At 56.2% G+C, this 20,541-nt stretch carries 12 protein-coding genes and 3 tRNA genes; 9 read left to right on the forward strand and 6 right to left on the reverse strand.

Going from position 1 to position 20,541, the window contains the following annotated elements:
* Nucleotides 1–3: 3 nt before the first annotated feature.
* From recC to recD, 4 genes are all read left to right on the forward strand, one after another.
* A complete protein-coding gene (recC, locus tag B2Q93_RS06485) occupies nucleotides 4–3,372 on the forward strand; it encodes an exodeoxyribonuclease V subunit gamma (RefSeq protein ID WP_286932262.1) in 3,369 nt (1,122 codons plus the stop codon).
* A gap of 147 nt (nucleotides 3,373–3,519) precedes the next feature.
* Nucleotides 3,520–6,402 (forward strand): pitrilysin, encoded by a 2,883-nt coding sequence (gene ptrA / locus B2Q93_RS06490; protein WP_286932263.1) that lies wholly within the window; start codon nucleotides 3,520–3,522, stop codon nucleotides 6,400–6,402.
* Nucleotides 6,399–9,944 (forward strand): exodeoxyribonuclease V subunit beta, encoded by a 3,546-nt coding sequence (gene recB / locus B2Q93_RS06495; RefSeq protein ID WP_286932264.1) that lies wholly within the window; start codon nucleotides 6,399–6,401, stop codon nucleotides 9,942–9,944. Before ptrA ends, recB begins: the two co-directional genes overlap by 4 nt.
* The gene (recD, locus tag B2Q93_RS06500) at nucleotides 9,941–11,764 is read left to right on the forward strand and encodes an exodeoxyribonuclease V subunit alpha (RefSeq protein WP_212476425.1); all 1,824 of its coding nucleotides are present in this window, start codon (nucleotides 9,941–9,943) and stop codon (nucleotides 11,762–11,764) included. Before recB ends, recD begins: the two co-directional genes overlap by 4 nt.
* Nucleotides 11,765–11,787: 23 nt before the next feature.
* Here the strand turns inward: recD and argA are convergent, their stop codons facing one another.
* Nucleotides 11,788–13,119 carry an amino-acid N-acetyltransferase gene (gene argA, locus B2Q93_RS06505; protein ID WP_040074213.1) on the reverse strand — a complete coding sequence of 444 codons (1,332 nt, stop codon included), beginning with the start codon at nucleotides 13,117–13,119 and terminating at the stop codon, nucleotides 11,788–11,790.
* Nucleotides 13,120–13,347: 228 nt separating this feature from the next.
* On the opposite strand from argA, the gene amiC reads away from it, so the two are divergent.
* Nucleotides 13,348–14,601: an N-acetylmuramoyl-L-alanine amidase AmiC gene (gene amiC / locus B2Q93_RS06510; protein ID WP_040074214.1), complete on the forward strand. Its 1,254-nt coding sequence runs from the start codon at nucleotides 13,348–13,350 to the stop codon at nucleotides 14,599–14,601.
* 88 nt (nucleotides 14,602–14,689) lie between these two features.
* Here the strand turns inward: amiC and B2Q93_RS06515 are convergent.
* The 3 genes from B2Q93_RS06515 to B2Q93_RS06525 all read right to left on the reverse strand — a co-directional run bounded on the left by B2Q93_RS06515 (nucleotide 14,690) and on the right by B2Q93_RS06525 (nucleotide 14,989).
* Nucleotides 14,690–14,766: transfer RNA gene (locus B2Q93_RS06515), tRNA-Met, on the reverse strand.
* Between the two features lie 35 nt (nucleotides 14,767–14,801).
* Nucleotides 14,802–14,878: transfer RNA gene (locus tag B2Q93_RS06520), tRNA-Met, on the reverse strand.
* 34 nt (nucleotides 14,879–14,912) lie between these two features.
* A tRNA-Met gene (locus B2Q93_RS06525) sits at nucleotides 14,913–14,989 on the reverse strand.
* Between the two features lie 208 nt (nucleotides 14,990–15,197).
* Here B2Q93_RS06525 and mltA point away from each other — a divergent pair.
* A complete protein-coding gene (gene mltA / locus B2Q93_RS06530; protein WP_040074215.1) occupies nucleotides 15,198–16,298 on the forward strand; it encodes a murein transglycosylase A in 1,101 nt (366 codons plus the stop codon).
* 87 nt (nucleotides 16,299–16,385) lie between these two features.
* A complete protein-coding gene (gene tcdA, locus B2Q93_RS06535; RefSeq protein WP_286808116.1) occupies nucleotides 16,386–17,192 on the forward strand; it encodes a tRNA cyclic N6-threonylcarbamoyladenosine(37) synthase TcdA in 807 nt (268 codons plus the stop codon).
* Here tcdA and csdE read toward each other — a convergent pair.
* Both csdE and csdA read right to left on the reverse strand, forming a co-directional pair.
* On the reverse strand, nucleotides 17,183–17,623 hold the full coding sequence (gene csdE, locus B2Q93_RS06540; RefSeq protein ID WP_286932265.1) for a cysteine desulfurase sulfur acceptor subunit CsdE: 441 nt from the start codon (nucleotides 17,621–17,623) through the stop codon (nucleotides 17,183–17,185). The two genes, tcdA and csdE, sit on opposite strands and share 10 nt — an antisense overlap.
* Nucleotides 17,623–18,828 carry a cysteine desulfurase CsdA gene (csdA, locus tag B2Q93_RS06545; protein ID WP_286932266.1) on the reverse strand — a complete coding sequence of 402 codons (1,206 nt, stop codon included), beginning with the start codon at nucleotides 18,826–18,828 and terminating at the stop codon, nucleotides 17,623–17,625. The genes csdE and csdA overlap by 1 nt, the downstream gene beginning before the upstream one ends.
* A gap of 192 nt (nucleotides 18,829–19,020) precedes the next feature.
* On the opposite strand from csdA, the gene B2Q93_RS06550 reads away from it, so the two are divergent.
* Nucleotides 19,021–19,248, forward strand: a complete 228-nt coding sequence (locus B2Q93_RS06550) for a YgdI/YgdR family lipoprotein (RefSeq protein ID WP_040074221.1) — start codon at nucleotides 19,021–19,023, stop codon at nucleotides 19,246–19,248.
* A gap of 348 nt (nucleotides 19,249–19,596) precedes the next feature.
* Nucleotides 19,597–20,514 (forward strand): glycine cleavage system transcriptional regulator GcvA, encoded by a 918-nt coding sequence (gene gcvA, locus B2Q93_RS06555; protein ID WP_040074222.1) that lies wholly within the window; start codon nucleotides 19,597–19,599, stop codon nucleotides 20,512–20,514.
* Nucleotides 20,515–20,541: the final 27 nt, after the last annotated feature.

The raw sequence follows: 20,541 nt of genomic DNA on the forward strand, positions 1-20,541 counted from the left end.
GTTATGTTAAGGGTCTACCACTCAAACCGCCTGGATGTGCTGGAAGCACTGATGGAGTTCATCGTCGAACAGCAACGGCTCGACGATCCCTTTGAACCCGAGATGATCCTGGTTCAAAGCACCGGTATGGCCCAATGGCTGCAGATGTCCCTGTCGCAAAAATTTGGTATCGCCGCCAATATTGATTTCCCGCTGCCCGCCAGCTTTATCTGGGATATGTTCGTCCGCGTGTTGCCAGAAATTCCAGAACAGAGCGCGTTCAATAAGCAGAGCATGAGCTGGAAGCTAATGTCGCTTCTGCCCGATATGTTACCCCGCGATGAGTTTGCCATGCTGCGGCACTATCTCAACGATGATACGGATAAGCGAAAACTCTTCCAGCTGGCCTCGCGGACGGCGGATCTCTATGACCAGTATCTGGTCTATCGCCCGGAATGGCTCACCCGCTGGGAAGCGGGCGAACTGATTGATGGTCTGGATCAGGCGCAAATCTGGCAGGCCCCGCTCTGGAAGGCACTGGTGGAACATACGCACGCGCTGGGGGAGCCCCGCTGGCACCGTGCCAATTTATATGAGCGTTTCATCGCCATGCTGGAGTCTGCAGACTCTGCACCAGAAGGCCTGCCTTCAAGGGTCTTTATTTGCGGTATTTCTGCTTTGCCTCCGGTCTACCTGAAGGCGCTTAATGCGCTGGGTAAACACATTGATATCCACATTCTCTTTACCAATCCCTGTCGTCACTACTGGGGTGATATTCAGGATGCCCGCTGGCTGGCACGCAGGCTGACCCGTCAGCGGCGACGTCTTTTCGATGAGCGCAGTGTCCCGCTGTTCAAAGACAGCGAGACGGCGGCGCAACGCTTTAACGATGAAGGGATCCATGAGCTGGCGAATCCTTTGTTGGCCTCCTGGGGCAAGCTGGGACGCGACTATATCTACATGCTTTCGGAGATCACGGAAACGGGTGAAGGGGATGTGGATGCCTTTGTAGATATCACGCCCGACAGCCTGCTGCATAACGTCCAACTGGATATTCTGGATCTGGAAAACAGTGCCGTCGCGGGAATCACTGCCGATGAGTTTGCCCGCAGCGATAGAAAACGCCTGCTTGATCCCGAGGATCGCAGCGTAACCATCAATATCTGCCATAGTCCGCAGCGAGAAGTAGAAGTGCTGCATGACAGACTGCTGGCGATGCTCGAGGACGATCCGTCGCTCACTCCACGCGATATCGTGGTCATGGTAGCCGATATCGATAGCTACAGTCCTTTTATTCAGGCGGTGTTTGGCAGCGCGACGGGCGATCGCTATCTTCCCTATGCCGTATCTGACCGTCGCGCGCGCCAGTCTCATCCGGCCCTGCAGGCCTTTATCAGTCTGCTTACGCTACCAGACAGCCGCTTTGTGCCTGAAACCGTACTGGCGCTGCTGGACGTGCCGGTGCTGGCTGCCCGTTTCGACATTGATGAAGAGGGGCTACGTTACCTGCGCCAGTGGGTAAACGAATCGGGCGTGCGCTGGGGGATGGATGACGACAACGTGCAGGCGTTTGAACTGCCTGTGACGGGCCAGCACACCTGGCAATTCGGGCTGACCCGTATGCTGCTCGGCTATGCCATGGAGAGCAGTCAGGGGGAGTGGAACGACGTTCTGCCTTATGACGAATCAAGCGGCTTAATTGCCGAACTGGTTGGGCATCTTGCCTCGTTGCTGATGCAGCTAAACCGCTGGCGTAGCAGGCTGATGGAGAGCCGGGAGCTGGAAGCGTGGCTGCCAGTCGCCCGGGAAATGTTGAACGACTTTTTCCTGCCCGACCAGGAGACTGAAGCGGCAATGGCGCTGATTGAGCAGCAGTGGCAGGCGATCATCGAAGAGGGGGTAAATTCTCACTATGGCGAAGCGATTCCCCTCTCCCTGCTGCGCGACGAATTGACCCAGCGTCTGGATCAGGAGCGTATCAGCCAGCGCTTCCTCGCCGGGCCGGTTAACATCTGTACTCTGATGCCAATGCGCTCCATTCCGTTCAAGGTGGTCTGCCTGTTAGGGATGAACGACGGTGTCTATCCACGCGCGCTGGCCCCGCTCGGCTTCGATTTAATGAGCCAGAATCCCCAGCGTGGCGACCGTAGTCGTCGTGATGATGACCGCTATCTGTTCCTTGAAGCCTTGATCTCAGCTCAGCAAAAACTTTACATCAGCTATATCGGTCGCTCCATTCAGGATAACAGCGAACGTTTCCCCTCCGTGCTGGTGCAGGAGTTGGTGGACTATATCGGGCAGAGCCATTACCTGCCGGGCGATGAAGAACGTAACTGTGATGAGAGCGAGAAGCGGGTGAAAGCGCATATCACCTGCTATCACAGCCGCATGCCATTTGATCCAGCCAACTACGTGGAAAGCGAGCAGCAGAGCTATGCCCGCGAATGGTTACCGGCGGCGAAGAGAGAAGGCAAAGCCCATACCGACTTTATACAGCCGCTGCCAGCGCTGCCCATCACCGCCATTACCTTCGAGCAGTTACAGCGTTTCTGGGCGCACCCTGTGCGCGCTTTTTTCCAGATGCGCCTGCAGGTCAACTTCCGCTCTGAAGAGAGCGAAATCCCCGATGCGGAGCCCTTTACCCTGGAGGGACTAAGCCGTTATCAGCTTAATCAGCAACTGTTGAATGCGCTGGTCGATGAGCAAGATGCCGACATGCTGTTTCGTCGTTTTCGCGCTGCGGGGCAGCTACCCTATGGCGCCTTTGGCGAAATCGTCTGGGAGACTCAGTGTCAGGAGATGCAGACGCTGGCTTCCCGCGTGATTGAATGTCGCCAGCCGGGTATCAGTATGGAGATTGATCTCGAATGCAGCGGTATTCCGCTCACCGGCTGGCTACAGCATGTACAGCCGGATGGCCTGCTGCGCTGGCGCCCGGCGATGTTGAGCGTTTCACAAGGGTTGCAACTTTGGCTGGAACATCTTGTCTACTGTGCCAGTGGCGGTGAAGGCGAAAGCCGGCTCTTTGTGCGCAAGGATGGCGAGTGGCGATTCCCGCCGCTTCAGGCGGAACAGGCTATGCACTATCTGGAACAGCTTGTTGCCGGTTATCTGCAAGGAATGAACCAACCGCTACTTCTGCTGCCAGAAAGTGGGGGGGCATGGGTAAAAACCTGTTACGACGCGACAAACAATGTCATGTTAACCGATGAGGCCACATTGCAAAAAGCGCGTAGCAAGTTCCTGCAGGCCTACGAGGGCAATATGATGGTGCGCGGCGAAGGGGATGATGTCTGGTATCAGCGTTTATGGCGCACCCTTGAACCGGAATACTTTGACGCTATCACGGAAGAGGCGCAGCGCTATCTGTTACCTTTGTTCAAATTTAATTAGTCCTGGCGGCTGTATAAAAATTGCGCGGTCATAAGCATTGAATTATGATGCCCATCGCGTCACGGACTGATGTACCACGATAAAGAGATGCCGGCGCGTTCGGCACGAAACACGTTAATGATGTCGTCCGTGATGATGAGGTAGTGAATGCCAGGCAGCACCATGTTGAAAGCGTTTGTTTTGTTTGTCGCCCTCTGGGCACCCTTCAGTCAGGCGAACACCGGTTGGCAACCCCTTCAGGAAACGATCCGCAAAAGCGACAAAGACACCCGTCAGTATCAGGCTATTCGGCTTGATAACGGGATGGTTGTGCTTTTGGTTTCCGATCCTCAGGCGGTAAAGTCGCTGTCGGCGCTGGTGGTGCCGGTTGGCTCGCTGGAAGATCCCGATGCGCATCCCGGGCTTGCACACTATCTTGAACATATGATCCTGATGGGCTCGAAAAAGTACCCGCAGCCCGACAGTCTCGCCGAATTTTTAAAAATGCACGGTGGCAGCCACAACGCCAGTACCGCGCCGTATCGCACCGCCTTCTACCTTGAAGTGGAAAATGACGCCCTGGAAGGGGCGGTAGATCGTCTTGCGGATGCGATTGCCTCGCCGTTACTGGATAAAAAGTATGCCGATCGCGAACGCAACGCCGTAAACGCAGAGCTGACGCTGGCCCGTACCCGTGACGGGATGCGTATGGCCCAGGTAAGCGCCGAGACCATCAACCCGGCGCACCCGGCTTCCCGTTTTTCTGGTGGGAACCTCGAAACCCTGAGCGACAAACCCGGCAGCCCGGTGCTGGATGCCCTGCATGCGTTTCGCGATAAATACTACTCCGCCAACCTGATGAAAGCGGTGGTGTACAGTAATAAGCCCTTGCCAGCACTGGCAAAAATCGCTGCTGAGACTTACGGCCGCGTGCCGAATAAAAACATTACTAAACCGCAAATTGACGTCCCGGTCGTGACCGATGCACAAAAAGGGGTGATCATTCATTACGTACCGGCGATACCGCGTAAAGTCTTGCGCGTCGAGTTTCGTATTGATGACAACACCGCCCAGTTCCGCAGTAAAACCGACGAACTGGTGAACTACCTCATCGGCAACCGCAGCGCCGACACGCTGTCGGACTGGCTGCAAAAGCAGGGGCTGGCAGAAGGTATCCGCGCTGATTCCGATCCGGTAGTAAACGGCAACAGTGGCGTGCTCGCCATCTCCGCAACCTTAACCGATAAAGGCCTTGCCCATCGCGACGAGGTAGTGGCGGCGATTTTCAGCTACCTCAATCTGCTGCGCGAGAAAGGGGTCGATAAGCGCTACTTTGACGAACTGGCTCACGTGCTGGATCTCGACTTCCGTTACCCCTCTATCACCCGCGATATGGATTACGTCGAGTGGCTGGCCGATACCATGATCCGCGTGCCGGTTGAGCACACGCTTGACGCGGTCAATATCGCCGATCAATACGATGCTGCCGCGGTGAAAGCCCGTCTGGAGATGATGACGCCGCAGAATGCCCGCATCTGGTATATCAGCCCGGATGAACCGCACAACAAGACAGCCTATTTCGTCAATGCGCCTTATCAGGTCGATAAAATTAGCGATAAAACCTTTACCGACTGGCAGCAAAAATCGGCGGCCATCGCGCTCAAGTTGCCGGAGCTGAACCCTTACATTCCTGATGACTTCACCCTGATCAAGCCTCAGGGGGCTTATCCTCAACCCAAACTGATTGTCGATGAGCCAACCCTGCGGGTGGTCTATACCCCAAGCCAGTACTTTGCTAACGAGCCGAAGGCCGACGTTAGCGTGATACTGCGTAATCCTGCGGCCATGAACAGTGCCCGCAACCAGGTGATGTTTGCCCTGAATGATTATCTGGCCGGGATCGCGCTGGACGAGCTCAGCAACCAGGCCGCCGTCGGCGGGATCAGCTTCTCGACCAATGCCAACAATGGCCTGATGCTCAATGCCAACGGCTATACCCAACGGCTGCCGCAGCTTTTCCAGGCCCTACTGGCGGGATATTTCAGCTATACGCCAACCGAGGATCAGCTGGAGCAGGCGAAGTCATGGTATGCCCAGATGATGGATTCGGCGGAAAAAGGCAAAGCCTTTGATCAGGCGATCATGCCGGTGCAAATGTTGTCTCAGATTCCGTACTTCCAGCGTGAAGAGCGCCGTGCATTGCTGCCCTCTATCAGCCTGAAAGAGGTAATGGCCTATCGCGATGCGCTGAAAGCCAATGCCCGTCCGGAGTTCCTGGTGGTCGGAAATATGACGGAAGAGCAGACGAAAACGCTGGCGAAAAATGTCCGTGACCAGCTGGATGCTCATGGTAATGAATGGTGTCGTAATCAGGATGTGCTGGTCGAAAAACAGCAGAACGTGATTTTCGATAAAGAGAGCAACACCTCTGACTCTGCGCTGGCGGCCGTTTTTGTCCCTACCGGATACGACGAGTTTGCCAGTTCGGCAAACAGCGCGGTGCTGGGACAGATCGTTCAGCCATGGTTCTATAACCAGCTGCGTACTGAAGAACAGCTGGGTTATGCGGTCTTTGCCTTCTCGATGAACGTCGGGCGCCAGTGGGGGCTCGGCTTCCTGCTGCAAAGTAGCGATAAGCAGCCTGCCTATCTGTGGCAACGCTATCAGGCATTCTTCCCGCAGGCAGAGGCGAAGCTTCGCGCCATGAAGCCGGAAGAGTTTGCCCAAATCCAGCAAGCAGTGATTGCGCAGATCAACCAGGCGCCACAAACCCTGGGCGAAGAGGCCTCAAAAATCAGCAAAGATTTCGATCGGGGTAATATGCGCTTCGATTCGCGTGATAAAGTAGTGGCCGAAATTAAGCAGCTCACGCCGCAAAAAGTGGCCGACTTCTTCCACCAGGCGGTGGCTGATCCTAAAGGGATGGCCATCCTCTCCCAGGTGTCAGGTAGCCAGAACGGGAAGGTCGAATACCTCCACCCGGACGGCTGGAAAGTCTGGAAAAGCGTAAGTGAGCTGCAGCAATCACTGCCATGGAGCAAGAAAGAATGACCGATACCGCTGAGTCTCTTAATCCCCTTCGTTTAGCACTCCAGGGCGAAAGGTTGATTGAAGCCTCAGCGGGAACCGGAAAGACCTTCACCATTGCCGCCCTGTACCTGCGACTACTGCTTGGCCTGGGCGGCAGTTCTGCTTTTAGCCGCCCCCTGAGCGTGGAAGAGTTGTTGGTGGTGACTTTCACCGAGGCCGCAACGGAAGAGTTGCGTGGCCGTATCCGCGCCAACATCCACGAACTACGCATCGCCTGCCTGCGAAACGCCACCGATAACCCGCTCTATGCCAGCCTGCTCGAAGAGATTGGCGATACCGAACAGGCGGCGCAATGGTTGCTGCTGGCAGAGCGGCAGATGGACGAAGCGGCGGTCTTTACTATCCACGGTTTTTGTCAGCGGATGCTCAGCCTCAATGCCTTTGAATCGGGCATGCTCTTTGAACAACAGCTGATCGAAGATGAATCTGAGCTGCGCTACCAGGCCTGCGCTGATTTCTGGCGTCGCCATTGTTACCCCTTGCCACGCGATATCGCCCAGGCTGTTCACGACCTGTGGAAAGGGCCGGAAGCGCTCCTGCGTTCCATCGATCGTTATCTGCAGGGGGAAGCCCCGGTGATTAAATCCCCGCCGCCTGCGGATGAAACCCTGGCCTCTCGCCATGAAAAGATCATCGCGACAATCGACGCGATGAAAGAGCAGTGGCGCAGTGGGGTCGGTGAGATTGATGCCATCATCGAAAATTCGGGCATCGACAGGCGCAAGCTTAACCGGGGTAATCAGGCGAAATACATTGAGAGAATTAACGCCTGGGCAGAAGAAGAGACCTGTAGCTATCAGTTGCCTGACGCGCTGGAAAAATTCTCTCAGACATTCCTGACCGAACGCACCAAAGCGGGCGGCCAGGTACCGGAACATCCGCTGTTCGCCGCCATTGATGCGATACTGGCTGAGTCGCTTACCCTGAACGATTTAATGATTACCCGTGCGCTGGTGGAGATCCGCGAAGCCGTAGCGCGCGAAAAACGCCGTCGGGGCGAGCTCGGCTTTGACGACATGTTGAGTCGACTTGATGCTGCGCTTAACAGTGAAAACGGCGAAGCGCTGGCGGCCGCGATTCGTAAACGATTCCCGGTGGCGATGATCGATGAATTCCAGGATACCGACCCGCAACAGTACCGTATCTTTCGCCGCATCTGGCGCCAGCAAGCGGAAACGGCGCTGCTGCTGATCGGTGACCCTAAGCAGGCGATCTACGCTTTTCGCGGCGCCGACATCTTCACCTACATGAAAGCACGTGGCGAGGTGGCGGCGCACTATACGCTGGATACTAACTGGCGTTCCGCGCCTGGCATGGTCGAGAGCGTAAACAGGCTCTTCTCGCAGATGGACGATGCCTTCATGTTCCGAGACATTCCCTTCCAACCGGTCAAATGGGCTGAAAGAAATGCCGGATTACGTTTCGAATACCAGGGTGACGCGCAGCCGGCGATGCGTTTCTGGCTGATGGAAGGCGAGGGCTGCGGCGTAGGAGACTACCAGGCCTTTATGGCCCAGCACTGCGCGGCACAAATCCGCGACTGGCTAAGCGCTGGGCTGCGCAATGAAGCCGTGCTGCATACAGGCAAAGATTCCCGACCGGTGCAGGCATCGGATATCACGGTGCTGGTGCGCAGTCGCCAGGAGGCTGCGCAGGTGCGCGACGCGCTAACCTTGCTCAGTATCCCTTCGGTCTATCTCTCCAACCGCGACAGCGTGTTCGAAACGCTGGAGGCGCAGGAGATGCTCTGGCTGCTGCAGGCGGTGCTGGCGCCGGAGCGCGAAAACGTGCTGCGCAGTGCGCTCGCCAGCTCCATGCTGGGGCTGAACGCGCAGGATATCGATACGCTGAATAATAATGAAACCCACTGGGATGCAGCGGTAGAAGAGTTCACCCGCTATCGCGACCGCTGGCAAAAGCGGGGCGTGATGGCAATGCTGCGCGATGTCATGACGCAGCGACAGATTGCCGAGAATATGTTGGCGACTCCCGGCGGCGAGCGGCGTTTAACGGATATCCTGCATATTAGCGAGCTGTTACAGGAGGCGGGTTCGCAGCTGGAAAGCGAGCACGCGCTGGTACGCTGGCTGGCGCAGCATATTGCCGAGCCAAACAGCAATGCTTCCAGCCAGCAGATGCGCCTGGAAAGCGACAAACACCTCGTCCAGATCGTGACTATCCACAAATCCAAAGGCCTGGAGTACCCGCTGGTCTGGCTGCCCTTTATTGCTAACTATCGGGTGCAGGATCAGGCCTTCTACCACGATCGCAAAACCTTCGAAGCGGTGCTGGATCTCAGCAAGGCCGATGCCAGTATTGAGCTTGCCGAGGCGGAGCGACTGGCAGAAGATCTACGTTTGCTGTACGTGGCGCTCACCCGTTCCGTATGGCACTGCAGCCTGGGGGTGGCTCCTCTATCACGCCGTCGTGGCGATAAATCCGGCGAGAGCGATTTCCACCTCAGCGCGCTGGGACGACTGGTGCAGAAAGGCGAAGCGAAAGACGCCGTCGGGCTGCGCCAGTGTCTGGAGGCGCTCTGCAATGAACATATCTCGCTGCACACGGCCGGCGTGGCAGACAGCGACCGCTGGCAAATGCCTGAATCGTTATCTCCTGAGCTGCAGGCGCGACAAATCGCCCGCGCGCTGGCGGATGACTGGCGGGTCACCAGCTACTCCGGTTTGCAGCAGCACGGCCAGGCGCTGGCACAGGATCTGATGCCGCGGCTGGATGTCGATGCCGCAGGCGTTGGAGAAGTCGCGCAGGAGCCGGAGCTGACGCCGCACCAGTTTCCACGTGGTGCGTCCCCTGGGACCTTTCTGCATAGCCTGTTTGAAACACTCGACTTTACCCAGCCGGTATCAGAAACCTGGGTAGCGGATGTGCTGCAAAAAGGGGGGTACGACGTACGCTGGCAACCAGTGCTGACAGCCTGGATTACCCGTATTTTACAGGCGCCGCTGAACGATGAAGGCATCTCTCTGAGTCAGTTAACGGCGAAAGAGAAACAGGTTGAGATGGAGTTTTATCTGCCTATTGCTGGCCCGCTTACCGCTACGGCGCTGGACGCGCTAATTCGTCGATATGATCCCCTGTCGCAGGGCTGCCCACCTCTCGACTTTCGTCAGGTGCGCGGCATGCTGAAAGGCTTTATCGACCTGGTATTTCGCCATAACGGCCGTTATTACCTGCTGGATTACAAATCTAACTGGCTGGGCGAGAACCGTGATGCTTACACCCAGGAGGCGATGGCGCGGGCGATGCAGATGCATCGCTATGATCTGCAGTACCAGCTCTATACCCTGGCGTTACACCGCTATTTGCGCCATCGCATTGCGGATTACACTTATGAGCGCCATTTTGGCGGCGTGATTTATCTGTTTTTACGTGGCGTCGACGGCAGCGCGCCGGGATCGGGGATTTTCTGCACGCGTCCTGACGAAGCCCTGATTAACCAGATGGATAGCCTGTTTGCTGGCACCACAGAGGAGGTAGCGCAATGACGATGCAGGAGTGCTTACTTGAGGCGGTTGAGCAGCGTCTGTTGCGTCGTCTGGATGTGCAATTTGCCATGATGGTGGCAGATAACGACCACCCGACGTTGATGCTGGCTGCCGCTTTACTCAGTTATGATGCCGGGGAAGGGCATGTCTGCCTGCCATTATCGCGCCTGAAGCCCGACGCGAAAACGCCAGCCCCGCTGCTGGCCTGCTTTAATCTGTTGGGGGATGATCCCGACTGGCGGGGAGCGTTAATGGACTCTCCGGCGGTGAGCGATGGCGCGAAACCTACTCCGCTGATCCTGGTTGACGATCGGCTCTATCTGAACCGGATGTGGCGTTACGAGCAGGCCGTGGCGCGTTTCTTCACGGAAGCGAACCAGCCTTTAACGCACAATGAAGCAGAGATGCAGAAGACGCTCAACGACCTGTTTAGCGTCGAGGGCGACGTGAATTGGCAAAAAGTGGCCGCGGCAGTCGCATTGACACGCCGAATCTCGGTCATTTCCGGCGGGCCGGGTACCGGTAAAACCACCACCGTGGCGCGCCTGCTGGCCGCGCTGATTCAGATGGCCGGCAAGACAAAATGCCGTATCCGCCTGGCCGCACCGACGGGCAAAGCGGCGGCACGCCTGACGGAGTCATTGGGTGGCGCAGTGCAAAAACTGCCTCTGACAGAGGCGCAGCGCAAGCTCTTCCCGAGCGAGGCCAGCACGCTGCATCGCCTGCTGGGGGCGCAGCCGGGTAGCCAGAATCTGCGTTACCACGTAGGTAATCCACTGCATCTGGATGTGCTGGTGGTAGACGAAGCGTCCATGATTGACCTGACGATGATGTCGCGCCTGATCGATGCGCTGCCTGCGCATGCGCGCGTGATCTTCTTAGGGGATCGCGATCAGCTGGCTTCGGTAGAGGCCGGCGCGGTGCTGGGTGATATCTGCACCTGGGCCAGCGCGGGATTCACTGCCCAGCGCGCGCAGGAGCTTGCTGGCCTGACGGGCTACGCGCTCGAAGGTAATGCCAGCCAGGTGGCAGGGGCGCTGCGCGACAGCCTGTGCCTGCTGCAAAAGAGCTATCGATTTGGTAGCGACTCCGGCATTGGTCAGCTGGCGGCGGCGGTCAATCGCGGCGATCGCCAGGCCTTAAGTACCGTCTTTGATGGTCGTTTCAGCGATATTGAGAAAAAGGCGCTACAAAGCGGTGAAGAGTATCTGAGCATGCTCGACGATGCTCTGGAAGGGTATCAGCGCTTCCTGCAGGCCGTTCAGCAGCAAGCCTCCCCGGAGGCAGTCATCGCCGCCTTTGGCGAGTTCCAGCTGCTGTGTGCGCTGCGAGAAGGGCCCTTCGGTGTGGCAGGGTTGAACGAGAAGCTGGAGCAGGTACTGGCGCAAAAACGCAAGATTACCCGTCAGCCCCTCTCCCGTTGGTATGAGGGCCGCCCGGTTATGATCTCGCGCAACGACAGCGCGCTCGGGTTATTTAACGGGGATATCGGTATTGCCCTGGATCGCGGGCAGGGGTTACGTGTCTGGTTCCAGATGCCGGATGGCCGCGTGAAATCGGTTCAGCCAAGCCGTTTACCGGAAAATGAAACCGCATGGGCCATGACGGTGCATAAATCCCAGGGGTCGGAGTTCGATCATGCGGCGCTGATCCTGCCGGTACAGATGTCGCCCGTCGTCACCCGTGAGCTGGTCTATACCGCCATTACCCGTGCGCGTCGCCGCTTATCCTTGTATGCGGATGAGAGTGTCCTGACGCAGGCTGTCACCACGCGAACCGAGCGGCGTAGCGGCCTGAACACCCTTTTCGAAGCGCTGTAACTGCCCCTCCCGCAGGGGAGGGTTCAGGTGAGATCGGCCATCAGCACTTTGGAACGGCGCTGATAGTTATACATCTCTTTTTTGCTCTCAGGCAGAGAGTCAATATCCACCGGCGTGAAGCCACGCTCCTGGAACCAGTGAATGCTGCGGGTAGTGAGGACGAAGAGTTTATTCAGCCCAATTTGCCGCGCCTGGGCGGCAACACGCTCCAGCAACACTTCACCGCGTGACGAACTGCGGTAATCCGGGTGCACGGCCACACAGGCCATCTCACCGATCTTCTCTTCCGGGAAGGGATAGAGAGCCGCACAGGCGATAGTCAGGTTGTCGCGCTGAATAATGGTGAACTTGTCGATCTCCATCTCCAGCTGTTCGCGGGAACGACGCACCAGAATCCCCTGCTGCTCCAGCGGGCGGATCAGCTCCAGAATTCCGCCGATGTCGTTGATGGTGGCGCGACGTATCTGCTCGGCGCTCTCCATGACGATCTGCGTACCAATGCCGTCGCGCGAGAAGAGCTCCTGCAACAGCGCGCCATCTTCCTGATAGCTAATCAAATGACTGCGACGCACCCCGCTGCGGCAGGCTTTTACCGCCCCACGCAAGAAGCGCACGGTGCCAGAGTGGTAATCCCCCTGGGCTTCAAGAGACTCTACGCGGGCCTGCGCTTCGTTAGGGAACAGCTCAGAGACAATATCCCCCAGCTCGTTGGTCACGCCCTGCGATGAACAGAAACCAATCATCTTCTCGGCTTTCAGCTTGATAGCCAGTTGCGTGGCAATCTCTTCCGAGGTGAGGTTGAAGCTTTCGCCGGTGACGGAGACGGCGACCGGCCCCGTCAGTACGATGGCGCCGCCGTCCAGCTGACGATGGATCGCCTCTTCGTCGATACGCCGTATACGGCCGCTATGGCAGTAATCCACCCCGTCATCCACGCCGAGCGGCTGGGCGATAATAAAATTGCCGCTCACCACGTTGATATGCGCCCCCTGCAGAGGGGTATTGTTCAGGCTCATTGAGAGACGTGCGGTGATATCCAGCTGCAGCAGGCCCGCCGCCTGCTTAACCAGTTCCAGCGTTTTGGCATCGGTAACGCGGGTATGTTTATGGTAGATAGGTTCGTGGTGATGAGAGGCCAGATTGGCGTCGATCTGTGGCCGGGCACCATAAACCACAACCAGGCGAATACCCAGACTGTGCAGCAGGCCGATGTCGTTGACGATACTGGAAAAGTTTTCGTGTTCAATGGCTTCGCCGCCGAGCAGCACGACAAAGGTTTTCCCACGATGGGTGTTGATATAGGGAACAGAATGGCGGAATCCCTGGACCAGTTCGATTCTACGCTCCTTCACCACGGCACAACCCTCAATGAATTTTTATTCGTAATTAATGTATTTTTATTCGATCGTGGCCGCGAGCGCAAGCCTAAATTTTGGCTGATACGAAGAAATAGCTATATAAGCAAGGCATTAACTAAGGATTGTTTACCCTTTAATAGATGACAGTTTATGCGTCATTCGTTAAAGTTTTCGGTCAATTTGGACGTTTTGTGTATAAATACGATTTCTTTGCTCGGGAGAAGCATGTCGGGATCCAAGTCAGCTTTAAGCCGCCGCCGTCTGTTACAAGGGGCCGGGGCCATGTGGTTACTCAGTGTGAGTCAGGTTGGGCTTGCTGCTGTCACGCAGGTCGTGGCTGTACGCGTCTGGCCATCCTCAACCTATACCCGCGTCACGGTAGAATCGAACCGGGTGATGAAATATAAGCAGTTTGCCCTGAGCAACCCTGAGCGCGTTGTAGTGGATCTTGAAGGTGTCAATCTTAACTCCGTCCTGAAGGGGATGAGCGCGCAGATCCGCGGCGATGATCCTTACATCAAGTCTGCGCGGGTAGGGCAGTTTGATCCGCATACCGTGCGCATGGTGTTTGAACTGAAACAAAACGTGAAGCCGCAGCTGTTTGCGCTGGCGCCGGTCGCGGGTTTCAAAGAGCGTATGGTGATGGATCTTTATCCGGCCAATGCCACAGACATTCAGGATCCGCTGCTGGCCCTGCTGGAAGATTACAACAAAGGCGATCTTGACCGGCAGGTTCCTCCGGCCCAGAGTGGCCCGCAGCCAGGAAAAGCCGGGCGCGATCGCCCGATAGTGATCATGCTCGATCCGGGGCATGGTGGAGAAGACTCCGGCGCGGTGGGCAAATACCATACGCGCGAAAAAGATGTGGTACTGCAGATCGCCCGTCGCCTGAAGGCATTGATCGATCGGGAAGGCAATATGCGCGCCTATATGACGCGTAACGAAGATGTCTTTATCCCGCTGAAGGTGCGCGTAGCCAAAGCGCAGAAGCAGCGTGCGGATCTCTTTGTTTCGATTCATGCGGATGCCTTTACCAGCCGTCAGCCGAGCGGGTCTTCCGTCTTTGCGCTCTCAACGAAAGGGGCCACCAGTACCGCAGCACGCTATCTCGCCGATACGCAGAACGCCTCGGATTTGATTGGCGGCGTGAGCAAAAGCGGCGACCGCTACGTCGACCACACGATGTTTGATATGGTGCAATCGCTCACTATCACCGACAGCCTTAAATTTGGTAAAGCGGTGCTGGGTAAACTTGGCGGCATCAACAAACTGCATAAAAACAGCGTTGAACAGGCCGGCTTTGCCGTGCTGAAAGCACCGGATATTCCGTCGATTCTGGTCGAGACGGCTTTTATTAGTAACGTTCAAGAGGAGCGTAAGCTCAAAACCGCTAAATTCCAGCAGGAAGTGGCCGAGTCGATTCTGGCCGGGATTAAAGCTTACTTTTCTGATGGCGCGACGCTGGCCAGAAGAGGGTAGTGGAGGCACGCCGGGTTCACGCCCGGCCGATTCACAAATCGCAGATACAAAAAAACACCCAGATGGGTGTTTAATGTTTTCGAAGTATTGGTTGCGGGGGCCGGATTTGAACCGACGACCTTCGGGTTATGAGCCCGACGAGCTACCAGGCTGCTCCACCCCGCGTCACCGTACTGCTTCTATTTTTATTAAATTTTGATTGGTTGCGGGGGCCGGATTTGAACCGACGACCTTCGGGTTATGAGCCCGACGAGCTACCAGGCTGCTCCACCCCGCGTCACCGTACTACTTGTACTTCATCAAATTTTAATTGGTTGCGGGGGCCGGATTTGAACCGACGACCTTCGGGTTATGAGCCCGACGAGCTACCAGGCTGCTCCACCCCGCGTCCGTGGATGCGCACTATACTCTGCTGACTCATTGTTGCAACCCTTTTTAAGTAAAAATACCCTAATAGTATGTAAATTGAACGAATTAGATACAATAAGGCGATTTTTTGCGCAAAATTTGCCCTTGGGCATGTAATCGCATTTCAATCACTGTAGCGGTTTGTTATCTTCATTTCGCAGAAACGGGCAACTAAAAGACGAGATATAATGAAAGGACGTTGGGCGAAGTATCTGATGACGGGCGCAATGGTAGCGATTCTTGCGGCCTGCTCCTCCAAACCGACCGATCGCGGTCAGCAATATAAAGACGGGAAATTTACCCAGCCTTTCTCCTTAGTGAACCAGCCCGATGCCGTCGGGGCGCCAATTAACGGTGGTGACTTTGCTGAGCAGGTAAGCCAGATCCGTACCGCCTCTCCACGCCTGTATGGCTCTCAGAATGCCGTCTATAACGCGATTCAGGAGTGGTTACGCGCCGGGGGAGATACCCGCATGCTGCGTCAGTACGGTATTGATGCCTGGCAGATGGAAGGGGCCGATAACTATGGCAACGTCCAGTTTACCGGCTACTACACGCCGGTAGTGCAAGCGCGTCATACCCGCCAGGGTGAGTTCCAGTATCCTATCTACCGTATGCCACCGAAGCGTGGCCGCCTGCCGTCCCGCGCCGAGATCTATGCGGGGGCGCTGAGTGACAACTATATCCTCGCCTACAGCAACTCGCTGATGGATAACTTCATTATGGATGTGCAGGGCAGTGGCTATATCGATTTCGGTGATGGCAGCCCGCTTAACTTCTTTAGCTATTCAGGTAAAAACGGCCATGCCTATCGCAGCATCGGCAAAGTCCTGATCGACCGCGGTGAAGTCAAACGCGAAGATATGTCGATGCAGGCTATCCGTGAGTGGGGCGAGAAGCACAGCGAAAGCGAAGTCCGTGAACTGCTGGAGCAGAACCCTTCCTTCGTCTTCTTCAAACCGCAAAACTTTGCGCCAGTGAAAGGGGCAAGCGCGGTGCCGCTGATTGGCCGCGCGTCCGTCGCCTCTGACCGTACGGTGATCCCGCCAGGCACCACGCTGTTAGCAGAGGTACCGACGCTGGATAATAACGGTAAGTTCTCCGGTCAGTATGAACTGCGCCTGATGGTCGCTCTCGACGTAGGTGGCGCCATTAAGGGTCAGCACTTCGATATCTATCAGGGGATTGGCCCGGATGCGGGTCACCGCGCGGGCTGGTATAACCACTATGGCCGCGTCTGGGTGCTGAAAACGGCGCCGGGCGCGGGTGGCAGCGTCTTTAGCGGCTAAATGTGGTACATTAACGTCATGCTTTCTGCTCTCTGACGGGGGCCGGGGTGAGGGATAACTCTCACCCCTTTTTACATCTGAGGTCATATGTCTGTGGTAATCAGCGACGCCTGGCGCCAGCGTTTTGGCGGCACAGCGCGTCTTTACGGTGAAAATGCCCTGCAACTCTTTGCCGGGGCGCATGTTTGCGTAGTCGGGATTGGCGGCGTCGGCTCCTGGGCGGCAGAAGCGCTGGCGCGAACCGGTATCGGTGCCATTACGCTTATTGATATGGATGATGTCTGCGTCACCAATACCAACCGGCAGATCCATGCCCTGCGCGACAGCGTGGGCCTGGCCAAATCTGAAGTCATGGCGGATCGTATTCGCCAGATCAACCCTGAGTGCCAGGTAACGGTGATCGATGATTTCGTGACAGCGGATAACGTGGCGCAGTATATGAGTGCCGGTTATAGCTATGTGATCGATGCTATTGATAGCGTGCGCCCGAAAGCGGCGCTGATTGCTTACTGCCGTCGGTATAAGGTGCCCCTGGTTACCACGGGGGGAGCTGGCGGGCAAATTGATCCGACCCAGATTCAGGTGAGCGATCTGGCAAAAACCATTCAGGATCCGCTGGCGGCAAAATTACGCGAGCGGCTGAAAAGCGATTTCAACGTGGTCAAAAACAGCAAAGGTAAACTGGGGGTGGACTGCGTCTTCTCGACGGAAGCGCTGGTTTATCCGCAGGCCGATGGCACCGTCTGCGCAATGAAGAGCACGGCGGAAGGGCCAAAACGGATGGATTGTGCCTCCGGCTTTGGTGCGGCCACCATGGTGACCGCCTCCTTTGGCTTTGTTGCGGTCTCTCACGCCCTGAAGAAGATGATGGCGAAGGCGAACCGTCAGGCCTGACGCGCTGCCTCCAGCACCGCTTCACTCAGCGCATTCAGCCCCTGGCTGCGGGATGCGCTGAGCTGAGCGCGTAACCCCAGCTCATCGAACAGCGTGAGCGGGTCGCGGGCCAGCAGCTGCGCTGCGCTTTTGCCTTCGATAGCCGTGAGCAGCACGGCCAGCAGTCCCCGCACAATACGCCCTTCACTGTCGCCCATAAAATGCAGCTTATCACCTACCCGGGTGACACCCAGCCAGACGCGGTTTTCACAACCGGGGATCTCTCTGGCCTGTGCTTTGATTTCATCGGAAAGCGCTGGCAGCTGTTTGCCAAGCAGGATGAGCTGGCGATATTTATCTTCCCACTGATTAAGCGGAGCGAAGGTCTCTTTTAACGTCTCTTCTGTGATGACGGTGCCGAACGGGTGTCCGGCCAGGGTAGGGCTTGTCATTAATCCACCAGTAGTGCAAGTGCGCGATCCACGGCGGCGACCAGCGCCTCGACATCGCTTTGGGTATTGTAAGGGGCGAAGGACGCGCGCAGGGTGCCGCTTACGCCCAGTGCTGCCAGCAGCGGCTGGGCGCAGTGCTGCCCGGCACGCAGGGCGATACCTGACTGGGCAAGCAGCGTAACCATATCGCTATGATGTACGCCTGCAAAATCAAAGGCCAGCAGGCTGGAGTCCTGAACACGGAACGAACGGAAGCCCGGACGCGTTTTCAATGCCTCTTCAGCCAGCGTCGCCAGCCCACGGCTCCAGCTTTCGGCCTGCGCCACGTCAATGTCTGCAAGCCACTCCAGGGCAGCACTCAGGCCTATTACCCCCGCGACGTTCGGCGTACCGGCCTCCAGGCGATAAGGCACCGGCTGTGTTTTGAATCCGTCAAAACTGACTTCAGTAATCATTTTTCCGCCGCCCAGCCAGGGCGACATCTGCTCCAGTAATTCAGCCTTTCCGTAAAGGACGCCGATGCCGGTAGGACCATACAGCTTGTGGCCTGAGAAAGCGTAGAAATCAATATCCAGCGCCTGTACATCCGCCGGGAAGTGCACCACTCCCTGAGCGCCGTCCACCATCACCACCATATTATGGGCGTGAGCCAGGGTTATCGCCTGGGCGAGATCGGGGCAGCCCCCCGTGACGTTCGACATCTGCCCGAGAGCGAGGATCCGGCTTTGTGGGGTAATCAACGCCTCCAGACACGAAACATCGGGCAGCAGGTCGGCACCCAGCGGCAGTTTCACGACTTTTGCGCCGGTCTGCTCTGCCACTATCAACCACGGGACAAGATTGGCGTGATGCTCAGCTTCACTGACAATGATCTCGTCACCCGGCTGCAGACGCGGGCGAGCAAAGCTCTGGGCCACCATATTTATCGCTTCGGTGGTGCCGCGGGTCCAGACAATGTTTTTGCCGCTTTCGGCATGGATCAGGCGCGCCACCTGTTCGCGAGCCGCTTCATAGCGCGCGGTCAGGCGCTGGGCTTCGGCAAACTGGCTACGATGCACATTGCCCGCGCTCAGGCTGTAAAACTGGTTAGTGGCTTCGATGACCGCCGTTGGCTTAAGGGCGGTAGCGGCGCTATCAAGGTAGACGCCGGCATCAGCCAGCGCCGGAAACTGGGCGCGAAAGTGGGCAGGACTGAAAGCGTTCATGGGACTCCTCATGGTCATCGCTAGATCGTCGCGCAAAATTCCCGGCAGAGCAAGGAGGTTGATCTCTATCGGAATTGTCTGTTTATCCTGGCATCCTGCGTGAAGCACGTTATGCTGAATAGTGTTAGGTGAGTGTCTGAGCCTGTCATAAAACGAGCTATGAATAGCATTAATTGCTGAAGGAGAAGAATTATGAAAAAGACTGCCGCGATCATCTCTGCCTGTATGTTTACTTTTGCCCTGAGCGCCTGTTCTGGTAACAACTATGTGATGCATACCAACGATGGTCGTTCCATCGTGTCTGAAGGGAAGCCGCAGACCGATAACGATACCGGTATGATTTCCTATAAGGATGCCAACGGGAATAAGCAGCAGATCAACCGCTCTGATGTAAAAGAGATGGTAGAGCTGAACAAGTAAGGGAATAGCAGATAAAAAAAAGCACCGCAATTAGGCGGTGCTACATTAATCACTATGGACAGACAGGGTAAATGTACAGGAAGTGAAAAATTGGTAGCGTTGCTACCGTGGTCTGAATCGCAGACCAATTGCAAACACAACAACACAACATCACAACCGTAAGCCAAAAGCCCCTCAGAACACGCATTCCGAAAAAGCTCTTCGTTCCGGCTCAGGAAGTGCCGCCACTATAGGTATTTGCTGGTAGTTCCTCAACGGACAAATTATAATGGCTCAGATAAAAAAAACTAATAGGTTAACTATTGTTTCCTGTTTGTTAAAAGCCTTTAACATCTAAGCCATAAAGCCATGTCAAAGCGATTACCACCACTGAACGCATTACGTGTTTTTGATGCTGCTGCCCGCCATTTGAGTTTCACTCGCGCGGCAGATGAGCTATTTGTGACGCAGGCCGCAGTAAGTCATCAAATCAAGTCTCTTGAGGACTTTCTGGGGCTTAAGCTGTTCCGTCGACGCAACCGTTCTCTCTTATTAACGGAAGAGGGACAGAGCTATTTTCAGGATATCAAAGAGATTTTTTCACAGCTGACGGAGGCGACCCGCAAACTGCAAGCGCGCAGTGCAAAAGGGGCCCTGACGGTCAGTTTATTGCCCAGTTTTGCCATCCAGTGGCTGGTGCCGAGGCTCACAAGCTTTAACTCAGCTTATCCGGGAATCGACGTTCGAATCCAGGCGGTGGACCGCCAGGAAGATAAGCTCGCGGATGATGTCGACGTGGCGATTTTTTATGGTCGCGGTAACTGGCCGGGCTTGCGTGTCGAAAAATTATACGCAGAATATCTGCTGCCGGTCTGCTCACCGCTATTATTAACGGGTGAAAAGGCGCTGAAAACACCTGCCGACCTGGCGAAACATACCCTTTTGCATGATGCTTCTCGCCGCGACTGGCAAACTTATACCCGTCAGTTGGGTCTGAACCATATCAATGTGCAGCAGGGGCCCATCTTCAGCCACAGCGCGATGGTGTTACAGGCTGCTATTCACGGGCAGGGCGTGGCGTTGGCGAACAACGTGATGGCGCAGTCCGAAATTGAGGCAGGCCGCCTGGTCTGTCCATTTAATGATGTTCTGGTCAGTAAAAATGCGTTTTATCTGGTTTGTCATGACAGTCAGGCAGAACTGGGTAAAATAGCCGCCTTCCGGCAATGGATACTGGCGAAAGCGGCCAGTGAGCAAGAGAAATTCCGCTTTCGTTATGAGCAATAAATGATTTCGCGTGCCTGCACGCATGAC

The sequence above is a fragment of the Leclercia sp. UBA5958 genome, from assembly GCF_002430365.1.
Taxonomy (GTDB): Bacteria; Pseudomonadota; Gammaproteobacteria; order Enterobacterales; family Enterobacteriaceae; genus Enterobacter; species Enterobacter pneumoniae.